The organism is Paenibacillus sp. Y660, assembly GCF_057221575.1.
In genome coordinates this window covers 512368-532986 of sequence record NZ_JBXBBJ010000001.1, presented here as the reverse complement: position 1 = coordinate 532986, position 20619 = coordinate 512368, and the positions used below count along the sequence as shown (strand labels likewise).

Below are 20619 nucleotides of genomic sequence, written 5' to 3'. Positions count from 1 at the left end.
GGTTTTTTTTATTTTTATGCAGTGTTTTCTTTGCTAATCCTCGTACCGCAAGCTTGGAGCTAAGCACCGTATAAAATCGTATAAAATCCTCTCAATCCCTAATTGACAATGGAATCTCAATCCACTATCATTGATAATAATAATCAGTATCACACAAAGAAGAAACCCCCGATAAGATCGAGGGCTTCCTTCCGATATTTAAACGGCTCTACAAGCCAAGCCATTTTTTGAACAGATGCTTTGTTGTATCCTTGTTCATTGCTGCAATCGAAGTCGTGAGCGGAATGCCCTTCGGACATGCGCGTACACAGTTTTGCGAGTTGCCGCAGCCTTCGATGCCGCCATCGGTCATCAGCTCATCCAGACGCTCTTCCTTGTTCATCTCACCCGTTGGATGAGCATTAAACAGGCGAACCTGAGAAATGGCTGCAGGACCGATAAAGCTGTTCCGATCGTTAACGTTCGGGCAAGCCTCAAGGCAAACGCCGCAAGTCATGCATTTGGAAAGCTCATATGCCCATTGGCGCTTCGTTTCTGCCATGCGCGGTCCTGGACCAAGATCATAGGTTCCGTCAATCGGAATCCATGCTTTTACTTTCTTCAAGGCGCCGAACATGCGCTCGCGGTTGATGACAAGATCGCGAACAACCGGGAATGTTCTCATTGGCTCAAGGCGAACCGGCTGCTCCAGCTTATCGATCAGAGCGCTGCACGCTTGACGCGGCTTGCCGTTGATGACCATCGAGCATGCTCCGCATACTTCTTCCAAGCAGTTGGAATCCCAGCATACAGGTGCTGTGCTCGCGCCGTCGGACTTCTTCGGATTACGCTGAATTTCCATCAATCCGCTAATGACGTTCATATTAGCGCGATAAGGGATTTCGAACTCTTCCGTGTAAGGCTTTGAATCAGGAGTATCTTGACGTGTGATGATAAACTTAACCGTTTTTGTTGCTACAGTCGTTCCAGCCATCGTTATTCTCCTTTCTTCTTGTCGCTCGAGTAATCGCGTTTACGAGGCTTGATCAAGCTTACGTCGATGTCCTCGTAAGAAATTTGCGGACCTTCCTTCGTCCATTTCGCAATCGTCGATTTCATGAAATGGTCGTCGTCACGATCCGGGAAATCTGGCTTATAGTGAGCGCCGCGGCTCTCGTTGCGAAGCAATCCGCCCAGCGTCATCGCTTCAGAAAGCTCAAGCATGTTCCAAAGCTGACGAGTAAAGGCAACGCCCGCATTGTTCCATTGCGCCGTATCGTTGATGTTGATTTTCGCATAACGCTGCTTCAGCTCTTTGATCTTGTGGATCGTTTGCTCAAGCTTATCGTTAAAGCGTACAACGGTCATGTTATTCGTCATCCATTCGCCAAGCTCTTTGTGAATGACATACGCGTTCTCATTGCCGTTCATGTTAACGATGCTGTTGTACTTATCCGTTTGACGCTTGTTCTCGCGATCGAATACGGAGGAAGCAATATCTTCAGACGATTTCTTCAAGCCTTTGATATACTCGACCGCTTTTGGTCCAGCAACCATACCGCCATAAATAGCGGATAGCAAGGAGTTCGCGCCTAGACGGTTCGCACCATGGTATTGATACTCGCACTCGCCGGCTGCGAACAGACCAGGAATGTTCGTCATTTGATTGTAATCGACCCACATGCCGCCCATTGAGTAGTGAACCGCAGGGAAAATTTTCATCGGAATTTTGCGCGGGTCGTCGCCCATGAATTTCTCATAAATTTCAATGATACCGCCAAGCTTAACGTCAAGCTCCTTCGGATCTTTATGAGACAGATCAAGGTAAACCATGTTTTCTTGATTGATGCCAAGCTTCTGATCGACGCAAACGCTGAAAATTTCACGCGTCGCAATATCACGTGGCACGAGATTTCCGTAAGCCGGATATTTATCCTCTAGGAAGTACCAAGGCTTGCCGTCTTTGTACGTCCAGATCCGTCCGCCTTCACCGCGTGCTGATTCGGACATCAAGCGAAGCTTGTCATCACCCGGAATCGCCGTTGGGTGAATTTGAATGAATTCGCCATTGGCATAGTTAACGCCCTGCTGGTACACTGCGCTTGCAGCTGTACCGGTGTTGATAACAGAGTTCGTTGTTTTACCGAAAATAATGCCGGGACCGCCTGATGCAAGAATAACCGCATCCGCACGAACCGTGTGCACTTCCATCGAGCGCAAGTCCTGCGCTGATACGCCGCGGCAAATGCCGTCATCATCAACGACTGCGCCAAGAAATTCCCAGTGCTCGTATTTGTTGACTAGTCCTGCTGCTTCCCACCGGCGAACTTGCTCGTCCAATGCATATAGAAGCTGTTGTCCTGTTGTAGCGCCCGCGAATGCTGTGCGTGAATGCTTTGTGCCGCCAAAGCGACGGAAGTCGAGCAAGCCCTCAGACGTACGGCTGAACATAACGCCCATCCGGTCCATAAGGTGAATAATGCCAGGTGCAGCGTCGCACATTGCTTTAACTGGCGGCTGGTTCGCTAGGAAATCTCCACCGTAAACGGTGTCGTCGAAATGCTCCCACGGAGAATCGCCTTCCCCTTTCGTATTTACAGCGCCGTTGATACCGCCCTGTGCGCATACTGAGTGGGAACGTTTGACCGGTACAAGTGAAAACAGATCAACGTGTACGCCAGCCTCTGCAGCTTTAATGGTAGCCATCAAGCCAGCCAGACCGCCGCCAACGATGATAATTTTATTTTTAGCCATAACGCTTCGCTCCTTGTCTACAAACTATCCGATATTTGTAAGTGCAATTGCAGCACTCGCAGCTTCCTTAAATTCATCGCCGCTAAACGCGATAAGCGAAAGAATAAACAACGCCGAAACGACTACAAACACGCCCATGCAAATGTAAGACGAGATGCGTTGCGCTTTCGGGCCGATCGTAATGCCCCAGCTGACCAGAAACGCCCATAGGCCATTGCTGAAGTGGAAGACAGCTGCAAGTACGCCAATTACGTAAAGTACGAAATAAGCAGGACTGCTTGCGATTTGATTCATCGTAGACCCCAGCTCTTCATGCGTGATGTTGCCGAGATAAACTTGCAGCCGAGTTTGGAATACGTGCCAGAATACGAATACAAAGGTAATTACCCCTGTAACCCGTTGTGCAGTAAACGCCCAGTTCCGACCATACTTAAAGCGTCCCGTGTTTGTGTTCGATTGGTATGCCACGTACAAGCCGTAAATACCGTGAAACAAAAGCGGGAGGTAAATACCGAAAATCTCGAGCAGCGGCAGCACTGGCAAGCTGTTAATCAAATGTACGCCTTTGTCGAAGCCCTCTGGTCCGCGTTCAAACGCCTGATAGTTGGTCAGACCATGCACGACGATAAAACCGCCGAGCGGAATGATCCCGAGAAGCGAGTGAAGCTTGCGCGAGAAATACGAGTTTCCTTCCATGTCATTCCTTCTCCTTTCAATACTGTGAGTGCTAGCATGCTTTTTGTTAAAAATATAAGAATGTATCGGCTTCACACCTATACATTGCTTATATTTCAGCGCAAACAAAAGCGCTGAGCTGCCTATAGGCAGTCTTCAGCTATTTACGCATGGCAAATCATTCTACATTGTAACCCCAGCATGTTTCTCCGTCAACAAAAGTCGACACATATTAGCCACACTTCCCATCCTACTCCTTTTAAGCTTATAATGGAATTGCTTATTTTTTATAATTTCTTATAACAAAATGACATAAGGGGTTTTTTCATGAATGAAGAGATGCATGTCTTTACCGTAATCGTCGAGCAATCCAGTATGAATAAAGCTTCCGCTTTGCTCAATCTGTCGCAGCCTGCCATCTCTCGCAAGATCGCTAAGCTTGAGCAAGAATTAGGCTCTCCCTTATTTCGACGGATCGGCAAACGGCTTGAGCTTACCCGGATCGGGCAAATGACGTACGAATATGCCTTAGAATTGCGCCAGCTTCACCGCAAATATTTGCAAACCGTCTCCGAGTTTACTTCAGCGGGACATACTACGCTGACGATTGGCGCAAGTCTGACGACACTGCAAACGACGCTTCCCGATTTAATTCAAAGGCTAACGTCAACCCACCCGGAAATCGACATTAAAGCGATTACGGGCAAGACGCATGAAATCGTGTCGCTCGTTCGCGATCAAAAAGCCGATATCGGGATCGTAGCGTCAAGCATCGAGGATTCGACATTAAGATGTATCCCTCTGTTTGAGGATCATCTGTCGCTTGTGCTTCCGCGCAATCAAGTCATTCTCGATAAAAGCCCGTTAGGCATTCAAGATTTGACCGGCATGCCGATGATCTTGTTCTCCAAAGGAACCTGGTACAGAATTCTTACCGACGAGCTCTTCGACAAATACCATCTTCAGCCGGATGTGCGCATGGAGATTGATTCTTTTGAAGCGATATTGCGTTTGCTCCATACTTGCAGAGCGGCTACGCTGCTGCCCCAATCGTACATGCGCAAACAACTGCTCGAAGACAATGAGCTTGTCATTATCCCTATTCGCGAGCTTGAGGATACGAAGCGCACCACCTCGCTTATTCATGCAGACTCAGCAGCGCTGAGCCCCTCCGTCCGACTATGGATTAACGAGCTGGCGGCGCGTTTTCCAACCAAAAAGGACAGCAGCCTCTAAAAGAGGCCACTGTCCTTCAGCATTTCCAATATTACGCTTCCGAATCCATCCCCAGCCGTTTTGCGACAAAAGCGGTGGTGCTGGCTTGGAGCAGAACCGTAATGAGAATGGTCATTAATTAATAGAAGCAATCTATTCCGCATGCTGGATGCCTGCGCTTGTGATCATTCCCGATTAAACAGCAGGAATAACCCCCGTTTCTCTTACCCACATCATAAATACGAGCTCATTTTTGTTCCATCCCGCCTTGCGGTCAGGCAAACTATAGAAGCACGGCCCGCCAGCATCCCAGCTATAACGATAAGTATGAGCAATATTAGCAAGTGATGTATGATTGGCGTCGCAGCGGTTTCCACCTGCATGTCAATTCCATTCCTAATAACAACTTAACGAATAACAGTTGCCTCAAAATCTTCGATTTGCGCGTTTGTTCCGATAACAACCATCACATCGCGCTCAGCAAGCACATCTGTTGCCGTTGGCGCAATAATGATGCCGGATGGCTTGTTGATCGCAACGATGCTGCAGCCGAACCTTGCTCGCGGGTTCAGGTCATGCAGCGACTTGCCGTTCAAGCAATGAGGTACAGCAAGCTCGGCAATCGTATATTCCTTGGAGAGCTCAATATAATCGAGCAGGTTGGGTGAAACGAGCTGATGCGCAACACGAATGCCCATGTCCCGCTCCGGATAAACGACGCGGTCGACGCCGATTTTCTCAAGCACGCGGCCATGCAATTCCGTCATTGCTTTCGCAACAACCTGCTTGACACCTAGATCCTTAAGCAAGATGGTCGTTAAAATACTCGCTTGAATGTCATCGCCAATTGCAACGACGCCGCAGTCAAAGTTGCGTACACCGAGCGAACGAAGCGTTTCTTCATCCGTACAATCGGCAGTTACGGCATAAGTGAGGACACCGCTCATTTCCTGAACGGCCTCCTCGTCCTTATCAATGCCAAGCACCTCATTGCCGAGCTCGATTAGCTCGCGGCCTAAGCTTGATCCAAATCTACCTAACCCTATTATGACAAATTGCTTTTTCTTCGTCCCCACTTGCAGCTTCCCCTATCCAATCGTAATTTTGCCTTCAGGATACCGGTACATTTCTTTTTCTGTGCGTGGCCCCAGCGCATAAGCTAGCGTCAAAGGTCCAAGCCGTCCGGCAAACATCGTTAATGCAATGACTATTTTTCCTACTGTGCTGAGCTCCGGAGTAACGCCAATCGACAACCCCACCGTACCGAACGCAGAGGTGGCTTCAAACAATAATTTAATGAACGCATGATCCTCCGTCATCGACAAGATCATCGTTACAATAATAACTAAACCTAATGAGATTAATGTAATCGTTAGCGCCTTAAAAATCCTGTCCTTGCCAAGCCGATGCCGGAACATCACAATATCCTCGCGTCCGCGAATCATCGCAATAACAGCTCCGATCAGTGTAGTAAAGGTCGTGGTCTTGATACCGCCGCCTGTCGAGCCCGGCGATGCCCCGATAAACATCAGAATGATGGTGAAAAACATAGTTGCTTGTCGCAAAGCTGTATAATCAAGCGTATTGGCTCCCGCCGTCCGCGGCGTCACCGACTGGAAGAAGGAGGATAAAATCTTACCGCCCCAGTCCAACGAGCCAAGCGTCTTCGTATTGGAAAACTCGAAAACAAAAATGACGATTGTTCCTACTGCTATTAATGTCCCCGTCATGGACAGGACAACCTTGCTGTGCAGCGACAGCCTGCGGTTTTTGCGATACTCCATCAAATCCGACATGACGACAAAGCCTAAACCGCCGGTTATGATGAGCATCATTGCCGCGATATTGACGATGGGATCAGATACGTACAGCGTTAAGCTTCTGTAGTCGCCAAAAATATCAAATCCCGCATTGTTGAATAAGGAAACGGCATGAAACGCTCCGAAAAACAACGCTTTGCCAAGCGGCATATCGAATGCAAACCTTAAGGTAAACAAGATGAATCCGACGAATTCGATCGCCAGTGAATAAACGATGACCCTCCTAATGAGCCGAACGATACCTTCCATGCTCGACTGATTCATAGCCTCTTGCAGCAAAAGACGCTCTCGAAGTGAAATCTTCTTGCGCAGTACAAGCGCAACCAGCGTTGCCATCGTCATAAAACCCAGTCCGCCTAGCTGGAATAAGCACATCAATACGACCTGGCCAGGAACGGAGAAATATGTACCCGTATCCACGACGACAAGCCCCGTAACGCATGTCGCCGAGGTCGCGGTAAACAGCGCATCGATGAAAGGCAGCCGCTCACCGCTTGCCGATGCGAATGGCATGGATAATAATACGGCACCCAGCAATATAATAAGCGCGAAGCCGCAAACCAATATGCGCGGAGGCGACCACTTGAGAACATTCCAATCCCTCTTCATCCGTTGTCCTTCTTCTGTGTATGTCTTATCATAATTACTTGTTTTTGAGCATAAAAAAAGCACTGGAAACTCAAGTGCTCTGTGCGATGAGTCCTGTTCCAAGACGCCTACGAGGTTAGCTGACGGATTCGGGCCTGGACAGGCAGCCCTATTCGGCGGCAAGAGCCCAAGCTCCACCGCTAAAATTCACCCCATGCCGCCAAATGAGAACCGCCTATGCAAACAGCTAGTTCATCTATTTTGACAGCTTTATGGTTCCCCCGTTTTCCTAAGGAAATTCGGCTGTGCTATTCAATTTGTATGACGTTAACGATTATAATCCTAAAGCAGTCCATATATAAAGGTGATATTTTTGACAAAAGGGACGATATTAGTCCAAATACGGGCATTGGGATTAAGAAGCAAGCTTCAAGCTTGCTGGACATCGTTATTTCGCAGTTTCTTGTGTGCAAACCTTTATTTTCATTGGATAAATCAGGGATTAATGTGTTAATGTATGGACATATGCTACTCATTTTAAAGACAGTTGAGGTGAATCCATGATTGATTCTATCAAGCCTAATGAATGGAGACGTTTTCTATGGGCGGCGATTGCATGCTTTATTATTTATGCAGCCGTTGACATCGTTCCCATGTTTGCCTCCATTGCATCCGGCGATTTAAACACAAAAGTTATTGAGAAATCGACCGCTGAGAGCCGCGCCACCGCTTTCGCAGAGAAACAGACGGGTCTAAAGGTCAAATCGGCTAAAGCTGTTCATCAAACCGATAAAATAATGAACGGCTATCTTTCCAAAAATAAGCTGTCCAAAACGTATGCTGACAAATATGACCCCAGCTTCCCGACCGATACGTTTCAGGTTGATTTGAAATTTAGCGGCGGCGGCGGCTTCGTTTACTTACATATGCAAAGCGAAAAAATTGTAGCATGGAATTTGCAAATCGACGGTGAAGAACTCTCTGATGCAGATAAAACGAAGGAAGCGAAAGCTTTCCTGACGAATCAAAGCTTCAGCGGGGTTGAATTTCAAAGTAATCGAATATTGGAAAACGGTGATTGGGAGGGCATGCCTAAAGCCGACTACGCCATACAGGATGCGAAGTTAACGATTCATGTTGATGCGCGAATCGTTGATGGTCGAACCGTCATAACCAAATATAAGCCTGCATTTATCGCCCCGGATGATTACATCAATTATGTGAAGAATCAAGACAGGATTGCTGGTTTCCTTACTGGCTTCGGTTACTTCTTCATGAGCTTTGTCTTGTTCGTCTTGGCTATTATTTATGCCGTGCTATACCGAAAGTTTACCTCTTTCAAATTTGGTATTATATTGACCATCGTTTACTTTATCACCTATATCATCATGAATCTGAATGTGCTGGACGGCATTCGAGCCTCGATGGGTGAAAATGACCTAGCTGGAGCGACAACGGCCGTTACAGCAGTCGTGACTGTGCTTCTGACCATCCCAATGGCCGGAGCCATTTATATTTCATTGATCGCTGGCGATGGCCTATGGAAGGCGCAGGGCCGCGACTTATGGCCGCGCTTCGGACAGAAAGGCTACGGCGACCATGTATGGCGCAGTGTAGGCCTCGCCTATTTATTCGCGATTATCCTATTCGCGCTGCAATCCGTCATCTTTATCGCCTTAAGGCTGACAATCGGCACATGGGACACATCGGATGCCACCCAGTCTCCTTATAATATGGGCATATTATGGCTCATGCCGGTGCTTGCTTGGGCGGCTGCCATTTCAGAGGAAGCTGTCTTCCGTTTCTTCGGCATTGGATTATTCCGCAGATGGTTCAAAAACACGTTTGCCGCTGCGCTGCTTCCAACCTTCTTCTGGGCGCTTGGACATGTGATGTATCCGTTCTATCCATCCTCGACAAGATTGATCGAGCTGATGATTATTGGGCTCGTTTTCAGCTTTATTTTCGTCAGATACGGCTTGATTACATCCATGTTCACCCACGCGATCTTCAACAGCGTAGCGGTCGGCTTATCGCTGCTTACGATTGGAACGGCGCCAAATATTGTCTCGGCTATCTTCTTCTCGGTGCTGCCGGTGCTGATCGCCTTTGTGATCAAATACTTTAGCCATAAAAAAGAGAAGAAGCCGTCAGTTACGACGACTCCTCCCCTAGAGCAGCTATAATTTGCGAAGCTAATTTATCACCAATAGATAGAGGCCGAAAGTCTTCGACTGAGGCCTCTTTTATTTTTTTGATCGAGCCAAAATGTTTCAGCAGAAGCTTGCGGCGCTTCTCGCCGATGCCCGGGATCGAGTCAAGCTTCGATTCGACCATGGACTTGCCGCGCTGCTCGCGGTGGAACGTAATCGCGTATCGATGCACCTCGTCTTGAATGCGCTGCAGCAAATAAAATTCTTGGCTGTCTCGTGGCAAAGGTACAATCTCGGCAGGATCTCCTGTCATGAGCTGCGCCGTTTTGTGCTTCGCATCTTTCACGAGGCCGCATACGGGAATAAACAAGCCAAGCTCATTCTCCAGCACATCAAGCGCAGCCGATATTTGCCCCTTGCCGCCATCGACTACGATCAGGTCGGGAGCGGTAAGCCCTTCCTTCAATACGCGCTTATAGCGGCGCCTGATGACCTCACGCATCGTTTCATAATCATCGGGTCCCTTTACTGTTTCCACCTTGTATTTGCGGTATTCCTTGCGATCCGGCTTGCCTTCGGTGAAGACGACCATAGCCGAGACTGGATTCGTTCCTTGAATGTTCGAGTTATCGAAAGCTTCAATCCGGCGCACTTCCTCAAGGCCAAGCCAGCCGGCCAAAGATTCGGACGCTTTGACGCTTCGCTCCTCATCACGCTCAATGAGACGGAATTTCTCGTCGAGCATCACCTTGGCGTTGTCCGTAGCCATCGTCACGACCTCGCTCTTGCGGCCGCGCTGCGGCATGAGCACTTTAACCTTCAACCAGTTATGGAGCGCCGCAATGACGTCGTCAGCATGCGTAGAAGCAGCGGCATCAGCTTCCCCATCTGCAGCTTCACCTTCGATATGCAGCTGCTCTTGCGGCAGCGGCAGCAAAATTTGCTTCGGCAGCGCTGGATTATCGCTGTAGTACTGCGTTACGAACGTTATGAAGTCATCATAAGCTTCCCCGTAATAAGGGAACGTCGTCCCATGCCGCTCGATAAGCTTGCCTTGGCGCATATACAAAATTTGCACGCACATCCAGCCCTTATCTACCGCAAAGCCGAAGATATCGCGGTCAAGCGCATCCTGCATCGTAATCTTCTGCTTCTCCATGACCGCATCGATCGCAACCAGTTGATCCCGGAACTCCTTCGCACGCTCGAATTCGAGCTTCTCCGCAGCCTCTTCCATCTTGCGCTGCAGCTCAATCTTTACGACGTCTTGGCCGCCGTTCAGAAACCGCGAAATTTCTTGGATCATCCTGTCGTACTCTGTCTGCTGCACGTCAAATTCACATGGCGCAATACATTGTCCGAGATGATAGTATAAGCACACCTTATCCGGCAGCGTATTGCACTTTCTAAGCGGATAAAGCCGATCCAGCAGCTTCTTTGTCTGCTGGGCGGCGTATGCGTTCGGATATGGGCCAAAATATTTGCCTTTGTCTTTAATAATCCGTCTAGTGACCTCAAGCTTCGGATGCTTCTCGTTCGTTATTTTGATATACGGAAACGTTTTATCATCCTTCAGCAGTACGTTGTATCTCGGATGGTGCTGCTTAATCAAGTTGCATTCTAAAATAAGTGCTTCCATGTTGCTGGAGGTTACAATAAATTCGAAATCGCGAATTTCCGATACCAATCGCTGAGTTTTCCCGTTGTGGCTGCCGTTAAAATAGGAACGCACCCTATTTTTGAGCACCTTCGCTTTGCCTACATAAATAATGACGCCTTCGCTGTTCTTCATAAGGTAACAGCCTGATTGATCGGGGAGCAAAGCTAGTTTGTTCCGTATCGTCTCTTTAGACTCCGCAAGTTGCTGCTCTGCCTGCTTCCGATCCGTTTGCTGATGATCCATGCTCTCGCCTCCGACTGCCTAATGATTCTGTACACATTTTAGCATAAGTATCGTCGATTTTGTTTTACAATTGTCACCGGGATTAGCTTTACAACTGTTTGGCTGTTTGAGTATACTAATATAAGTTGAATAAACCGATACTACATAAAGACGACCGCATATGGTTGTGATTGAAGCAATCGGTCTTTTTCAAGGAGGACGTCAACGATGGAAAACGTAAGAGACCCGCGCGAGCATTTTAACGAAGAGCCTCGCCATGACTTGATGGACGTCGTGTTCGGCTTTGGCGGCATGCTCGGTCTTATGACCGTCATTTTCGCTGTAGCAGTAATCGTGAAATTCATCATTTCATAACAGAAAGGAGCAGCCTGCTGCTCCTTTTTTGTTTCTTAATAATGAGATGCAAAAAACGCCGGCAAGGTAAATGCCAGCGTTCTTATCAAGCCGTCTTGACTGTTTATGACGGTCTTCTCATCAAATAAGGGTACAATAAAATGAGTCCGATTATATAAAGTATCAATGCAAACAATGCCGGAGAGAGATGCCAAAAATCAATATAACCAATAGACAAATGTACGCTTAAGCCAGCATAAAAGCCCGGTGCGCCGCCCAGCAGCAGCGTCCACCATAACCAGCGTGCTCCTTGCTGAATCCCCCATAACGCAATGATCAGGATCGCAATCGCATCACAGAGAAGCGCACCTCCAAACCCAGCTCTGTCATGCGCGATAAGCGGAATAAGCTTCGCATTCGTTTCATTTAGCTGCGTATGCGAGGTGTCCAAATAAATGAGATCCGTTTGAACGAACACCTGCGTAATCCCAACCCCCGAAATCGTTAGCCCGCCGATTGCAAGAGCAAAGCCCAGTATGACAAAGCAAAGCTGCCCCCACATAGCTCGGCGCCATATGCGGTCATTACGGACGTTGACAGGCAAACGGTAAGGCTGATCCGGATTGCTTCGCATGGCAAGCAAGAACATCGGCAATAGGATAGCGGCCGCAAGCGCATGCAGCGGGTCAAAATATCCATAGCCAAGATACAGGAAGAAGCTTGCAAACCCTACAATCCCCGAAGCCAGCAGAGCCGTTCTTGTCCAGTGGAGACTGTTTTTGAGTCCATGCCAAGCCAGTTGAAAGTATAGGATGCCGATTGAAAGCATCGTTCCTGAGAGCGTAATTCGGTCATGTGACATAAAGTGCAGCAGATTATGATTGGTATGCTTCAGCTCCTCCAAAGTCATGCCGATAAATTTCAAATCATAGGGCAGCAGCACCGTCGTTGCAGCAACGATCCATGACAGGATACCGCCGATTATCATCCCGATCCCAAGCAAGCACATCCAGCCCCAATGCTTCCAGAAGGACGGAGCCGCAGGCTTAGGCAGGCTTTGAACCTGCTCATAGATGATCGCTTCGTTGATACGTTTCGGCAGCCCAGGACCTGCATAGACAAATCCGCTATGGAGCATAATGGCGTTCGCACCAGCATTAAGCAGATCAAGCGCATCCTGAGGCTCATGTACGCCCCCACCTGCTTTGATGATCAGATTCGGAGAACATTTGCTTCGGATACTTACTATTTTGGACAAGGTCGCAGCCTTCGCCGCTTTGCCTACGCAGTATTCACCCTTTTCTGTAAAGCTTCCTTCTCCGATGATTATTCCGCTCCACCTTGTCTCATCAATGAACGCATGGAGAAAAGAAATAAGCGGGTCGTCTGGAAGGGTGAGCGGGACAAATAGAAATAATGGTTTCATCGTATGCGAATGAGTGGAAGCAAGCACTGATATTCCTCTTAAAATAGTTCGGGCATCCTCCAAACTTCTTCGGGGATGAAGCACATCGATATAAAACCCAGCTGCTCCAGCTGCGCTTAACTGTTCAATCATGCTGCCAAGCTCATGAATCGCCTGCTCGGGCGAGGCCTGCGGCATTGGCGCAATGCGAGCCAGCTGCGGCAAGCGATGACCCGGCTTTGCCATACGCTCTGCGAAACGTTCGACTCCTTCATTTTCATAACCATTCGGATATCGAATAGATTCTATTAAACAATCATTAATAATTGGTTCATCACAGCGAATCGGCTTGACCGTGATCGGTCCATGCTCAATAAAGCCGATTCCGAATTGTGCAAAAGCCCGCTGAGCTATCCCATTCGGATCGACCCCGCCGGACAATCCGATGGGCGAATCCATAAAAATACCTGCTATCTCCCGCTCCAGCTGCGGCGATGGCTCCATATGGCCTAAGGTTCGTATAACAAATGTGCCGCTTGGTATTTTACTTAGCGTACCTATTGCTCGCAGCGTTAGAGCTCTGCTCAGCCTCGACGGAAGAGTGAATAATAGGGGACGAAACAAGGTCTGATACGACCAATCCGGCATAGTGACTCTCCTCATTTGTCTCTAATCGTCTTTCCTTACTTTATATTAGAGAACTATCGTTCAGCATGCAATGTATCGCTTCGTGCACGGAAGCAATCTGCCAAAATAAAATAAGGGGCTGTCCAATGAAATTTTTTACCAGCTAGTTTAGAGCACTGGAGCTCCAGTCATTCGTTCCTTAACCTTACTTTCCTCTGGCTTTTTCGCTTATTCCAGCGCTCATTGTTCTAACCTGTAAGTTTGAAATAAAATACTAGCTTAAATCATTTCGGTTTCATGGAATGAACAGGAAAAGCTCCATCTATTTTCCTGATAACACGCCAGTTCGTTCATTTAGCTGGAAAAACTCCCGTTAGTCGGAGCACTTTCACCGAAAAAGGGTCAAAAGCGAGATATTAACGGGAGAATACCCGAGACTACAGAAGAACCGGGGATTCCGCCGATTCCTGCTTCATTGCTTGCCATAGGTAAGCCTGGAGGTGGAGACTTTCGCTTGCCCACAATCTCATGATGTCAAGCAACCATTGACCTGAATAGAAAAATAGCGGTACAGGAATAACCCCCTGTACCGCTATTTTTCAAGACTTCAAAGCTATTGTACGATACGAAGCGCTTCGCTGCTCGGCTGGCTGCCTTGCTGCTTTGATTGCTGCTGCGATTCGGATGGCGACTGCTGCTTCTGGGTGGAACCGTCATAACGCGTTCTTTCCGTCCGGTCGATTTGTACGATTCTTCCGTCATGCACGGTAATAGTCACATGTCCATAACTTAGGCCACTAACTTGATCTGCAATTCGCTCCAACCACTGTTGATCCACTTCTAACGGTTTTGCCATTCAAAATCCCTCCATTTAAACTGATTTACTCGGTTTTTTCTGCAGGCTTTTGCTGAGCGGACTTCCATTCCACGATGCTTTTTACGATCAAGGTAATGACAGCAAGCATAACAAGCAAGGATGCTACCGCAAACGATGCCGAGAATTGATACTCATTGTATAAAATTTCGATATGGAGCGGCAGCGTATTCGTTTCGCCGCGAATGTGGCCGGAGACAACGGACACCGCACCGAACTCGCCCATTGCCCGTGCATTGCAAAGGATGATGCCGTATAATAGTCCCCATTTGATGTTAGGCAACGTTACCTTCCAAAAAATTTGCCAGCCCTTTGCTCCAAGGCTAGCTGCTGCCTCCTCCTCTTGAACGCCCTGCGCCTGCATAAGCGGGATTAGCTCACGGGCTACAAAAGGAACGGTCACGAATACGGTCGCCAGCACGATGCCTGGCACAGCAAATATAATTTGGATGCCCCGCTCATCAAGCCATGGTCCAAGAAAGCCCTGCGCGCCAAACAGCAGCACGTAGATTAATCCGGATATGACAGGCGATACGGCAAACGGCAAATCGATTAATGTAATTAAAATATTTTTACCGCGAAAACGGAACTTGCTGATCGCCCACGCCGCCGCAATGCCGAACACTGTATTAACGGGGACAGCAATTAAAGCAACGATCAACGTAAGCTTGAGCGCGGATAGCGCATCCGGCTCCGTTATGGAATCAAAGTATACGCCTACGCCTTTCTTGAAGGCTTCAACGAACACCGATACCAGCGGCAGCAAAACAATCAATCCGAGAAACAGCATGGCGATTCCAATTAGAAGCCATTTTACGGGGCCCGACTCTGTTATATGTCGCGGGCGCTTCGCCGCTTCTTCATTCGTGTGTACGGTAATTGCTCCAGCCATATGTGTATGCCCCCTTCTTAGTCTGACACTGTGCGGCGATTCATTCGCCACTGCAGTAAATTAATGACTAGCAGCATCAGGAAGGACACAACAAGCATAACGAGTGCAATCGCGGTAGCGCCAGCGTAATCGTACTGCTCCAGCTTCGTCATAATTAGCAGCGGGGTGATCTCGGTCTTCAGCGGCATATTGCCGGATATAAAGACGACCGAGCCATACTCGCCAATACCTCTTGCAAATGCGAGCGCGAACCCTGTTAACAGCGCCGGCAATAGCTCAGGTAAAATGACCTTCCAAAACGTTCGCAGACGATAGGCGCCAAGCATAACTGCCGCTTCCTCCGTCTCTTTCTCCATATCCTGCAGCACCGGCTGCACCGTGCGGACGACAAAAGGAAGACCAATAAATATAAGTGCGATTGTAATGCCGATCGGGGAATAGGCGACTTTAACGCCTAATGGCTCCAAGAGGGAACCGATCCAACCGTTTGGCGCGTAGATGGCCGTTAATGCAATGCCCGCAACTGCCGTTGGAAGTGCAAAGGGCAAATCAACTAAGCTATCGATCAGCTTTTTGCCTGGAAACCGATATCTTACAAGCACCCAGGCGATCAACAGTCCGAACACCGCATTGACAAGTCCCGCGAAAAAAGCGGTTAGAAAGCTGACACGATAGGAGGCGACGACACGCGCATTCGTGACCGTGTTCCAAAATTCAGGCCAGCTGAGCTCTGCCGTTTTGAAGAAAACGGCAGCCAGCGGAATCAGGACAATGATGCTGAGGTAAAACAATGTGAAACCAAGCGATAAACCAAAACCCGGCAGAACGTTACGGGGCTTGGAACCTTTCATGTGAAGTCAGCTCCAGTCTTGTTCAAATCGAGCATTATGATCCTGGCGTGTAAATTTTGTCGAAAACTCCGCCATCAGCAAAGTGTTTCGTTTGTGCTTCTTTCCAACCGCCAAAGTCTTTGTCGATTGAAAGCAGCTCAAGATCTTTGAACTGGTCTTTATACTTTGCAGCTATAGCTTCGGAAATCGGACGGTAGTAGTTTTTAGCGGCAATTTCTTGCCCTTCTTCCGTGTACAGATATTTCAGGTAAGCTTCTGCTACTTCACGAGTACCGTGTTCGTCAACCACCTTGTCGACAACAGCTACCGGAGGCTCAGCCAAAATGCTCAACGAAGGATATACGATTTCGAATTTGTCTGGACCTAGCTCATTGATTGATAGGAATGCTTCATTCTCCCAAGCTAGCAGCACATCGCCGATTCCGCGTTCTACGAAAGTTGTCGTTGATCCGCGTGCGCCGGAATCCAGTACAGGAACATGCTTGAACAATTCTGCAACAAACTCTTGTGCTTTGGCTTCGTCATTGCCGTTTTGCTTCAGTGCATAACCCCATGCAGCGAGGTAGTTCCAACGAGCGCCGCCCGATGTTTTCGGGTTTGGTGTGATGACTTCAACTTTATCTTTGACAAGATCATTCCAATCTTTAATGCCTTTCGGGTTACCTTTGCGAACAAGGAATACGATTGTGGATGTATATGGAGCGCTGTTGTGCTCGAATTTAGTTTGCCAGTCTGCGTTGATCAAGCCAGGTTCTACGGCAGCTTCGATATCGTAACCAAGCGCAAGCGTTACAACATCAGCTTTAAGACCGTCGATAACGGCACGAGCCTGCTTGCCTGAACCGCCATGAGATTGTTTAATCGTTACATCTTGGCCTGTTTCAGCCTTCCAGTGCTTCGAAAATGCTTCGTTAAAATCAACATAAAGCTCACGAGTTGGGTCATAGGATACATTTAGCAGCTCAACCGGAGGCTTAGGCTCTTCCTTTGCCGGTTCTTCCGTTGCAGCCGCGTTTGTTGCCGCAGCCTCGTTGGACGGCTTATTCGTTTCTTTGTTTGCTGCGTTGTTGCCTCCTTGACCGCAAGCGGCAAGTACCAGCACCAAGGCCAATAGGATCACAACTGAACGAACATGAGTAATTTTCTTCATCATTCTTACACCCCTTTTTTAAATTAACAAGCTTACGGAAACACGACTAAGTCATACATACGGGACATTGGCGTTTCTCCGAGAAAAGGTTGATTACTCCGGTTCGTCCGGTCGGGAACCATTATTCCTACCTGTTTAGTTGGTTATGTGAGAATATTACCAGTGACCCCCTCATACTGTCAATACTTAATTTCAAAAAAATGATAAGTCCTATAAGAATGCTTTATAAGAGAGGTCGATGAACGAAACAAAACCTGCTCTTGTCCGATATTGCTCAAGTCAGCCATTAATCTGTATACGCTTTCAACCATCATGGGATAAAGAAGGTTTATTTTCCCAATATTGAAAACATAAAAAAAGCTTTAGTTAGCCGTTCCCTCGTGTGAAGGCATCCGCTAACCAAAGCTCTGTTCTCCTATTTCCGTCCGCGCTTGTTTTCTCCCGTTACCATTACAACCTCGACATAGGGCCGTATGCGGTCCATAATCCGCTGCCCCTTGTGCAGCTCATCGCCGTCCTTGCTGGTGAAGCTGAAATGCCGCTCCAGCGCCTCCAGCTCATAGTTGGACGTATAAAAAGTCGGCTTCCGCTGCATCCGGTAATTCAAAATCGCACCAAGCACATGATCGCGAACCCATGGGTTTAAATTTTCCGCACCCATATCGTCAAAGATCAGCAGATCGGTTTCCTTCATCATCTCGACCGTTTCCTTCAGCTTGCCCGGCTCATGCATCAGCGACTTTAAATCCTCAACGAAATCGGGCATATAGACGATAACGCCGGAATATCCCGCCTTCGCCAGCTCATGCAGCAGGTAGCACATGAGGAACGTCTTGCCGGTTCCGAAGCGGCCTGCCAAATACAAGCCTTCCTCCTGCAAGCCCTGCTCCTTCGTACGATCGATATAACGAAGCACCTGGCCAACTGCCTTCGCCCGCTCCATATCATTGGTCAAAATTTCATCGGATGAATATCCGCGCTGCAGCGCCTTCTCATCAATATAGAAGCTGCGGACGCGGCTGCGGATTTGATCCTCCGTTTGCCTCGCGATAAATTTTTTGCATGCCACCTTGCGATCATACAGCTGTGTAAGGCCATTAATCGTATCAGAGCTGAGCAGCGTATAGTGCCCTTCAAAATCATTCGGACATTTATCTAAACCAGGACAATTGCTGCAATTGCGATACTCAGTAACATATTGATAAACGCGGTTCAAGTTAAGCCTGATCGTCCGCTCGTCCAAATCCGGATATTTAGCCCGCAGCTTCTCAACCAGCGGCTCTGCGAGCAGCTCGGTCAGCTTTTGCTCCGCCTGATCCGTAAGGGCTTTACCTGTCGGCCATGCCTTTAGCAATTCGCCCATTGACTCCATCATCTGCTCACCCCGCTTCTATGAATTGCCGTCCAGCTTCCGCGCCAGCTTGCGCAGCTCTTCCAGCTCGTCTGCCGATACCGCCGAAGCGGACTGTCCCTCCTGCACGATAGGAATCGAAGGCTTGCGCGAAGTTCCGCGGCTGTTGCCTGTACTGCGCGCGCCGCCTTTAGAGCCGCTGTAGCCCCCTCCAGCAAAGCTGGCTGACGCTTCCTTGCGGCGCTCCTTATCCTGCTCCACTTGCGCTTGCTCCCGCACATATAATACAGCCTTCTCGAACGTATCGATTTGCTTAACGAGCATATTCGACGCTACTGCATCCAAAAACGTCTTCGTTACGCGCTGGGCGTCGTTCGCCCCTATAACATAATGAATGAGTACATTTATAACCGGTCCTGCCAGCTTATAATTAAGGTCAATTCTCTCAAATACCCGCTCAATCCAATCCGGTACGGCGCCCGGGAAAAAGCGCTGCAAAAACCGCGTATGCGGTTCATTTCTCATCAGCATATTGTATTGCTGAACGTCGCAGCGGCCAAGCAGCTGGTTCGGTACCTGCAAATAATGCTGCTCCTGTACTTCGTACTCCTCCGTCAATTCGTCCGAATCCGCGGATTCCTCGCTCGCGATCACTTGCGTGCGTGACAACGTGCGCTGGCGTTCGCCCTCCCGTTTCTTGTCCTGACGGTACAGCTGATTGGCTCGCAGCTGAAGCTCATCGACCTGCAGCTCGCCGCTCTCTCCAAAGATGCCGTCCTCATCAAGCAAGCGGCATATATCTACTACCTCTAAGCTATATTTGTACGCGACATAGTTAACCTGCGACAGCTGTTCCTCATCGCTCCGCAAACGTTCAACAAACCTTCGGTTAGCGGAATTGCGGGGGAATCGCAATATAATTTCCCCGTAGGGAATGCCTGCTGAAGCCTGCGAGGTTCTCGCAGCGGCTTGGCGCGACGGTGCAACCTCCGTCAGCGCTTGCTCAAGCTCATTGTCTACCGATTGCATATTGAGCTTAAACAGCTCGTAGAATGGCACCGATATATTTTCCTTCGATAATTGCGCGCCAGCCAGCTCATCCGGCTCGTTTGCGCCAAACGATTCGCGGAGCGAGATAACGGCATATTTGCCAATCTTGTCGCGAAGCAGCATCGTTAAATGCATATTGCGAAAGAACTCTACCGGCGATAGCGGTTGTGCAAGCTCGTATTCATAGATAACATCCGCATTATCGGGTACGCCAAGCCGCGATGTCTGCAGGAGGCCTACCGCTTCCAGCTTAGATGCCTGCTCGATCAGATGCTTGCGGCTGTGCTCGTTCATCTCCAGCCCTTGCCCAAGAAATAGCTTTCGCTGCGGTTCTATAGAAGAATATCCAGAGGTACCTTCCGCAATTCCGTGATAAAGCTGCTGGTAAAAGGCAATCGCAAACGCGCCGATCATCGGCTGATAGATGAGCGACAGCATTTTATAGTCCAAGCTGCTTAATGAAAAATCGCGAAATATGTAATACCGATGATGTTCCGTGTACTGCAATATATTATTGATGCGCATAGCATCAGCTCCATCCCTTGCTTTCATTCTATCATTTTAGCATAAAAACAGCTGTTCATGACGGGTCGAAAAATAGAAAAATCCCCCGAATGAGGGATTCTTCGATTAAAACATTTTGTATCCGCCCTTGCGCAGCGCTTGAATCGCCCATCCGCTCACATAGGCGCCTATCAGCGCTCCGATAACCGGTATGTAGTCGAAAATCGTATAATGAGCAAAATTCTCTATCGTCGCTGTAGCCGACTTGTCCCATGGCGCCCAAATACCAAGCGGGATCAAAACGAGAATAAATAAATATATCGGAAACCACGTTGTTTTTAACAACATATTCAGAATAAATCCAATACCGAACATCATGACTAAAAACAGCACTGTCGCTATAATCAATTGAAGCATCGAAACTTCCCCCTTCAGACTCTCGTTTATTAGTTTAATTAATGGCTAGGTGGAAGTCAATTAGATGAGGCCAAATGT

The 20619-nt window shown here is 48.4% G+C and carries 17 protein-coding genes and 1 riboswitch; of the genes, 3 read left to right on the top strand and 14 right to left on the bottom strand.

Going from position 1 to position 20619, the window contains the following annotated elements; genetic code table 11:
• Positions 1–208 precede the first annotated feature (208 nt).
• The 3 genes from sdhB to AC2TDN_RS02430 are packed head-to-tail and all read right to left on the bottom strand — an operon-like array spanning position 209 to position 3429.
• The gene (sdhB, locus tag AC2TDN_RS02440; protein WP_482064893.1) at positions 209–973 is read right to left on the bottom strand and encodes a succinate dehydrogenase iron-sulfur subunit; all 765 of its coding nucleotides are present in this window, start codon (positions 971–973) and stop codon (positions 209–211) included.
• Between the two features lie 2 nt (positions 974–975).
• Positions 976–2733: a succinate dehydrogenase flavoprotein subunit gene (gene sdhA, locus AC2TDN_RS02435; RefSeq protein ID WP_484686904.1), complete on the bottom strand. Its 1758-nt coding sequence runs from the start codon at positions 2731–2733 to the stop codon at positions 976–978.
• A 24-nt stretch (positions 2734–2757) separates the two neighbouring features.
• Positions 2758–3429, bottom strand: coding sequence for a succinate dehydrogenase cytochrome b558 subunit (locus tag AC2TDN_RS02430; protein ID WP_482064895.1), 672 nt, complete (start codon positions 3427–3429; stop codon positions 2758–2760).
• Between the two features lie 306 nt (positions 3430–3735).
• On the opposite strand from AC2TDN_RS02430, the gene AC2TDN_RS02425 reads away from it, so the two are divergent.
• Complete coding sequence (locus AC2TDN_RS02425) at positions 3736–4644, top strand: LysR family transcriptional regulator (protein WP_482064896.1); 909 nt, start codon at positions 3736–3738, stop codon at positions 4642–4644.
• A 386-nt stretch (positions 4645–5030) separates the two neighbouring features.
• Here AC2TDN_RS02425 and AC2TDN_RS02420 read toward each other — a convergent pair whose 3' ends face one another.
• On the bottom strand, positions 5031–5699 hold the full coding sequence (locus tag AC2TDN_RS02420; protein ID WP_482064897.1) for a potassium channel family protein: 669 nt from the start codon (positions 5697–5699) through the stop codon (positions 5031–5033).
• Between the two features lie 12 nt (positions 5700–5711).
• Positions 5712–7052: a TrkH family potassium uptake protein gene (locus AC2TDN_RS02415; protein ID WP_484686903.1), complete on the bottom strand. Its 1341-nt coding sequence runs from the start codon at positions 7050–7052 to the stop codon at positions 5712–5714.
• Positions 7053–7141: 89 nt separating this feature from the next.
• Positions 7142–7346, bottom strand: a riboswitch (cyclic di-AMP (ydaO/yuaA leader).
• A 245-nt stretch (positions 7347–7591) separates the two neighbouring features.
• On the opposite strand from AC2TDN_RS02415, the gene AC2TDN_RS02410 reads away from it, so the two are divergent.
• Positions 7592–9217: a CPBP family intramembrane glutamic endopeptidase gene (locus tag AC2TDN_RS02410; protein ID WP_484686902.1), complete on the top strand. Its 1626-nt coding sequence runs from the start codon at positions 7592–7594 to the stop codon at positions 9215–9217.
• Here AC2TDN_RS02410 and uvrC read toward each other — a convergent pair.
• Positions 9186–11087 carry an excinuclease ABC subunit UvrC gene (gene uvrC / locus AC2TDN_RS02405; protein WP_484686901.1) on the bottom strand — a complete coding sequence of 634 codons (1902 nt, stop codon included), beginning with the start codon at positions 11085–11087 and terminating at the stop codon, positions 9186–9188. The two genes, AC2TDN_RS02410 and uvrC, sit on opposite strands and share 32 nt — an antisense overlap.
• 207 nt (positions 11088–11294) lie before the next feature.
• On the opposite strand from uvrC, the gene AC2TDN_RS02400 reads away from it, so the two are divergent.
• Complete coding sequence (locus AC2TDN_RS02400; RefSeq protein WP_144376731.1) at positions 11295–11441, top strand: YqzM family protein; 147 nt, start codon at positions 11295–11297, stop codon at positions 11439–11441.
• Positions 11442–11544: 103 nt separating this feature from the next.
• Here AC2TDN_RS02400 and AC2TDN_RS02395 read toward each other — a convergent pair whose 3' ends face one another.
• The 8 genes from AC2TDN_RS02395 to AC2TDN_RS02360 all read right to left on the bottom strand — a co-directional run bounded on the left by AC2TDN_RS02395 (position 11545) and on the right by AC2TDN_RS02360 (position 20541).
• A complete protein-coding gene (locus tag AC2TDN_RS02395; RefSeq protein WP_484686900.1) occupies positions 11545–13473 on the bottom strand; it encodes a dihydroorotate dehydrogenase in 1929 nt (642 codons plus the stop codon).
• 592 nt (positions 13474–14065) lie between these two features.
• The gene (locus AC2TDN_RS02390) at positions 14066–14308 is read right to left on the bottom strand and encodes a YezD family protein (protein ID WP_482064902.1); all 243 of its coding nucleotides are present in this window, start codon (positions 14306–14308) and stop codon (positions 14066–14068) included.
• A gap of 25 nt (positions 14309–14333) precedes the next feature.
• Positions 14334–15218, bottom strand: a complete 885-nt coding sequence (gene cysW, locus AC2TDN_RS02385; protein ID WP_482064903.1) for a sulfate ABC transporter permease subunit CysW — start codon at positions 15216–15218, stop codon at positions 14334–14336.
• A 17-nt stretch (positions 15219–15235) separates the two neighbouring features.
• On the bottom strand, positions 15236–16069 hold the full coding sequence (gene cysT, locus AC2TDN_RS02380; RefSeq protein ID WP_484686899.1) for a sulfate ABC transporter permease subunit CysT: 834 nt from the start codon (positions 16067–16069) through the stop codon (positions 15236–15238).
• Between the two features lie 34 nt (positions 16070–16103).
• Complete coding sequence (locus AC2TDN_RS02375) at positions 16104–17219, bottom strand: sulfate ABC transporter substrate-binding protein (protein ID WP_484686946.1); 1116 nt, start codon at positions 17217–17219, stop codon at positions 16104–16106.
• Positions 17220–17634: 415 nt separating this feature from the next.
• The gene (gene dnaI, locus AC2TDN_RS02370; protein WP_482065311.1) at positions 17635–18591 is read right to left on the bottom strand and encodes a primosomal protein DnaI; all 957 of its coding nucleotides are present in this window, start codon (positions 18589–18591) and stop codon (positions 17635–17637) included.
• An 18-nt stretch (positions 18592–18609) separates the two neighbouring features.
• Entirely contained in the window at positions 18610–20145 is a 1536-nt protein-coding gene (locus AC2TDN_RS02365) for a replication initiation and membrane attachment family protein (protein WP_484686898.1), read from the bottom strand.
• Positions 20146–20250: 105 nt separating this feature from the next.
• Positions 20251–20541 carry a YuiB family protein gene (locus tag AC2TDN_RS02360; protein ID WP_484686897.1) on the bottom strand — a complete coding sequence of 97 codons (291 nt, stop codon included), beginning with the start codon at positions 20539–20541 and terminating at the stop codon, positions 20251–20253.
• Positions 20542–20619: the final 78 nt, after the last annotated feature.

Coding starts and splice junctions, on each gene's coding strand:
- AC2TDN_RS02400 (WP_144376731.1), top strand. CDS start 11,295: ATGGAAAACGTAAGAGACCCGCGCGAGCATTTTAACGAAGAGCCTCGC.
- AC2TDN_RS02395 (WP_484686900.1), bottom strand. CDS start 13,473: ATGCCGGATTGGTCGTATCAGACCTTGTTTCGTCCCCTATTATTCACT.
- AC2TDN_RS02425 (WP_482064896.1), top strand. CDS start 3,736: ATGAATGAAGAGATGCATGTCTTTACCGTAATCGTCGAGCAATCCAGT.
- AC2TDN_RS02430 (WP_482064895.1), bottom strand. CDS start 3,429: ATGGAAGGAAACTCGTATTTCTCGCGCAAGCTTCACTCGCTTCTCGGG.
- cysW (WP_482064903.1), bottom strand. CDS start 15,218: ATGGCTGGAGCAATTACCGTACACACGAATGAAGAAGCGGCGAAGCGC.
- AC2TDN_RS02410 (WP_484686902.1), top strand. CDS start 7,592: ATGATTGATTCTATCAAGCCTAATGAATGGAGACGTTTTCTATGGGCG.
- cysT (WP_484686899.1), bottom strand. CDS start 16,069: ATGAAAGGTTCCAAGCCCCGTAACGTTCTGCCGGGTTTTGGTTTATCG.
- AC2TDN_RS02360 (WP_484686897.1), bottom strand. CDS start 20,541: ATGCTTCAATTGATTATAGCGACAGTGCTGTTTTTAGTCATGATGTTC.
- dnaI (WP_482065311.1), bottom strand. CDS start 18,591: ATGGAGTCAATGGGCGAATTGCTAAAGGCATGGCCGACAGGTAAAGCC.
- sdhB (WP_482064893.1), bottom strand. CDS start 973: ATGGCTGGAACGACTGTAGCAACAAAAACGGTTAAGTTTATCATCACA.
- AC2TDN_RS02375 (WP_484686946.1), bottom strand. CDS start 17,219: ATGAAGAAAATTACTCATGTTCGTTCAGTTGTGATCCTATTGGCCTTG.
- uvrC (WP_484686901.1), bottom strand. CDS start 11,087: ATGGATCATCAGCAAACGGATCGGAAGCAGGCAGAGCAGCAACTTGCG.
- AC2TDN_RS02390 (WP_482064902.1), bottom strand. CDS start 14,308: ATGGCAAAACCGTTAGAAGTGGATCAACAGTGGTTGGAGCGAATTGCA.
- AC2TDN_RS02415 (WP_484686903.1), bottom strand. CDS start 7,052: ATGAAGAGGGATTGGAATGTTCTCAAGTGGTCGCCTCCGCGCATATTG.
- AC2TDN_RS02365 (WP_484686898.1), bottom strand. CDS start 20,145: ATGCGCATCAATAATATATTGCAGTACACGGAACATCATCGGTATTAC.
- sdhA (WP_484686904.1), bottom strand. CDS start 2,733: ATGGCTAAAAATAAAATTATCATCGTTGGCGGCGGTCTGGCTGGCTTG.